This window comes from Streptomyces sp. NPDC055078 (genome assembly GCF_053607985.1).
The window spans coordinates 1-4,368 of record NZ_JBSGUP010000677.1 but is presented as its reverse complement, the minus strand read 5'-3'; the positions used below and the strand labels follow the sequence as shown (position 1 = coordinate 4,368).

The 4,368-nt window shown below is 70.1% G+C and carries 1 protein-coding gene; it reads left to right on the top strand.

What is annotated here, in order from left to right; genetic code table 11:
• A partial coding sequence (locus tag ACWF94_RS34625; protein ID WP_453497884.1) for an amino acid adenylation domain-containing protein occupies window positions 1-4,368 on the top strand: 4,368 nt, incomplete at both ends.

The following is a 4,368-nucleotide window of genomic DNA, read 5'->3' as shown; positions in this document are numbered from 1 at the left end:
GCCACCGCCATCGTCGCGGGCCACAACCACCTGACCTTCGCCGACCTGGACACCCGCTCCAACCGGCTCGCCCACCTCCTCATCGCCCAAGGCGTAGGCCCGGACACCGTCGTCGCCCTCGCCCTCCCCCGGTCCGCCGAATCAGTCGTCGCCACCCTCGCCGTACTCAAGGCCGGAGGCGCCTACCTCCCCCTCGACCTCGACTACCCCGCCGAACGCCTGGAGTTCATGCTCACCGACGCCCAACCGGTGTGCGTCGTGACATCTCGCGCCACGGCCGGCAGTGTGCCGGAGTTGCCCATACGCCGACTGCTGATCGATCCCATGGACGATCTGGCGCATCTGTCGTCCGAGCGGCCCACTGTGGAGCCCCACGCGGAGAGCGCCGCCTATGTCATCTACACCTCAGGCTCGACCGGCCGACCCAAGGGTGTCGTCCTCACCCACGGCGGACTCACCAACCTCTACCGTGACCATGAGCGGGAGCTGTACGAACCCGTAGCGGCCCGACTCGGACGGAGGGTCCGGGCCCTGCACGCCGCGTCGTTCTCCTTCGACTCCTCCTGGGAACAACTCCTCTGGCTCATCGCCGGACACGAACTCCACATCCTCGACGAATACGAACGCCGGGACGCCGAAGCCGTCGTCGCCTATGTGCGTGACGCCCGCATCGACACACTCGACGTGACCCCGTCGTACGGACGTCAACTGCTGGATGCCGGACTGCTGGCCGGGACCTGGCGACCGCCTCTCTTCCTCCTCGGCGGCGAGGCCGTACCACCCTCACTCTGGGACGAACTCCGCGACACCCCGGACATCGAGGTCGTCAACTACTACGGCCCCACCGAATTCACCGTCGACGCCCTCATCGCCCGTACCACCGACTCTCCCACACCCACCATCGGCCGCCCACTCGACAACACCCGCGCCCACATCCTCGACACACACCTGCGACCCGTACCAACCGGCGTACCCGGCGAGCTGTACCTCCCGGGCACCCAGCTCGCGCGGGGCTATGTCGACAGGCCCGGACTGACCGCCGAGCGGTTCGTCGCCGACCCCTTCGGCGATCCCGGCACCCGCATGTACCGCACCGGGGATCTCGCACGCCGACGCGCCGACGGACTCATCGACTTCCTCGGGCGAGCAGACGATCAGATCAAAATCCGAGGCTTCCGCGTCGAACTCGGCGAAATAGAAACCGCACTCACCCACCTCGACGGCGTCACCTCAGCCGCCGTCATCATCCACCACGACACACCCGACATGCCCCGCATCGTCGCCTACACCACCGGAACCGCCGACCCCACGACACTCCGCCAGAAACTCACCACCCAACTCCCCGACTACATGATCCCTACCGCGATCATGAACCTCGACACCCTCCCCACCAACGTCAACGGCAAACTCGACCGCACCGCACTCCCCACACCCACCACCGCCCCCGAACCCACCCGAGCGCCACGTGATGCCCGGGAGGAGATCATCACCGGGGTCTTCGCGGAGGCGCTGGGGCTGGTATCAGTCGGGGTGGAGGACGACTTCTTCCGGCTGGGCGGGCATTCGCTGCTGGCGACGCGGGTTGCCGCGCGGGTGCGGAAGGCACTGGGGGCGGACTGCGCGATCCGGGATGTGTTCGAGGCCAGGACGCCGGCCGCGCTGGCGGCCCGGCTGGCGGAGCACTCGGCGACCGAGCGGCCCGCACTCACCAGGGCGGAGCGGCCCGAGCTGCTGCCCCTGTCGTACGCCCAGCGCAGGCTGTGGCTCATCGACAGTGTGCGCGGCCCGGGGACCGCGTACAACGTGCCCTTCGCGGTACGGCTGCGGGGGACAGTGGACGTGACCGCGCTGGAGCGGGCCGTACAGGATCTGGTCAGGCGACACGAAACACTCCGTACGGTCTTCGCCGAGCACGACGGCGAGCCCTACCAGCGCGTCCTGGACCCCGACGAGGCACGAGTCCCGTTCACGGTCAGGGAGGTGCCGGCCGGGAGGCTGGCGGATGAGGCGCTGGCCGTGTGCGGGCATGTCTTCGATCTGGCGGCGGATCTGCCGTTGCGGGTGACACTGCTGCGAGCGGCCGACGACGACCATGTACTCGTCCTGCTCATGCACCACATCGCCACCGACGAATGGTCCACCGGACCCCTCCTCACCGACCTCGACACCGCCTACACCGCACACACCCAGAACCGGGCGCCCGAATTCGCACCCCTCCCCGTCCAGTACGCCGATTACACACTCTGGCAACGACAACTCCTCAACGAAACCACCCGCCCACTCACCGACTACTGGCACACCACACTCACCGCACTCCCCGACGAACTCACCCTCCCCACCGACCGACCACGCCCCACCACACCGACCCACAACGGCGATGTGGTGCATTTCGATGTGCCGAAGGCGACGGTGGCGGGGCTGGCGCGGATCGCGCGGGAGGCGGGCGCGACCATGTTCATGGTGGTGCACGCGGCGGTCGCGTCACTGCTGCACCGCCTCGGCGCGGGCGACGACATCCCCCTCGGCAGCCCCGTCGCAGGCCGAGGCGACGAAGCACTCGACGGACTGATCGGCTTCTTCCTCAATACGCTGGTACTGCGCGCCGATCTCTCCGGCGAACCCACCTTCGCGGAGCTGGTGGCGCGAGTCAGGGACACCGATCTGGCGGCGTTCTCGCATGCGGAACTGCCGCTGGATGCGGTGGTCGAGGCCGTGGGGCCGACGCGTTCGCAGGCGCGGAATCCGCTGTTCCAGACGATGGTGACGTATCACTCCCAGAGCACGGACGTCCGGTCGCTGTGCGGGCTGCCGGCCGAGGAGCTGCCGGTGGAGGTCGGCGGGGCCAAGGTCGATCTGGAGGTGGCGTTCGGGGCGTCGGAGGCGGGCGGCCGGATCTCCGGTGGCATCCGGTACGCGACGGATCTCTTCGACCGTGGGACGGCGGAGGGTCTTTCCGGCCGGCTGCTGCGGCTGCTCGACGCGGTCGCGGCCGAGCCGGAACTTCCGCTGGCGGACATCGAGGTGATGGCCGCCGATGAGCGGGAGCGGGTGCTGACCGGGTGGAACGACACCGCGCGGACGCTGGACGGCCCGGCGACCCTGGCCGGTCTGGTGGCGTCCGGCGCGCGGGAGCCGTCCGCGCCCGCGCTGGTCTTCGAGGGCGGGACGCTGTCGCGCGGGGACTTCGACGCGCGGGTGAACCGGCTCGCCCGGCTGCTGATCAGGCGCGGCGTCGGTCCCGAGTCGGTGGTGGGGGTGGCGCTGCCCCGGTCGTTCGAGCTGCTGGTGGCGATCCACGCGGTCGTCCGCGCGGGCGGCGCGTATCTGCCGCTGGATCTGGCGCTGCCCGGCGAGCGGCTTGCGTATATGGCCGAGACGGTGGGACCGGTCTGTGTGCTGACCGATCTGGCGTCGCGGGAGGCGCTGCCGGACGGTGTCGAGCAGTTGGTGGTGGACGGGCCCGAGGTCCGTGCCGAGCTGGCCGCGCTGTCGGCCGTCGAGGTGACGGATGTGGACCGGCGGTCGGCGCTGCTGCCCCGCCACCCCGCGTATGTGATCTTCACTTCCGGTTCCACCGGGCGGCCCAAGGGCGTCGTGGTGGAGCATGCGGCGATCGTCAACCGGCTGCGGTGGATGCAGGGGGCGTACGGCCTCACCCCGGCGGACCGGGTGCTGCAGAAGACGCCGGCCAGTTTCGATGTGTCGGTGTGGGAGCTGTTCTGGCCGCTCGCCGAGGGTGCGCCGCTGGTCATCGCCCGCCCCGATGGGCACAAGGACCCGGAGTATCTGGCGTCTCTGATCAGGGAGCAGCACATCAGTGTTCTGCACTTCGTGCCGTCGATGCTCCAGGCGTTCCTCGGAGAGGTCGAGGTGGCGTCCTGCCCCTCGCTGCGGCTGGTGGTGTGCAGTGGCGAGGCGCTGCCCGGCGATCTCGTGGGGCGCTTCCACACCTCGGCCGCGAACGGCCGGGTGGCGCTGGAGAATCTGTACGGGCCGACGGAGGCCGCCGTCGATGTGACGGCGATGTCCTGCGAGCCGGAGGGCGCGGCGTCCGTGTCGATCGGCTCACCGGTCTGGAACACCCGGGTGTATGTCCTGGACCGGGCGCTGCGGCCGGTTCCGGTGGGGGTGTCCGGTGAGCTGTATCTCGCCGGGGCGCAGCTCGCCCGAGGGTATGCCGACCGGCCCGGGCTGACCGCCGAGCGGTTCGTCGCGGACCCCTACGGTCCGCCCGGGAGCCGGATGTACCGTACGGGCGATCTGGCCCGCTGGCGCGACGGCGGGCAGGGCGAGCAGCGCGGACGGCTCGACGGACGCGAGCAGAGCGGGCCGCTCGAAGGACAGCGCGGTCGGCTCGACGGACGCGAG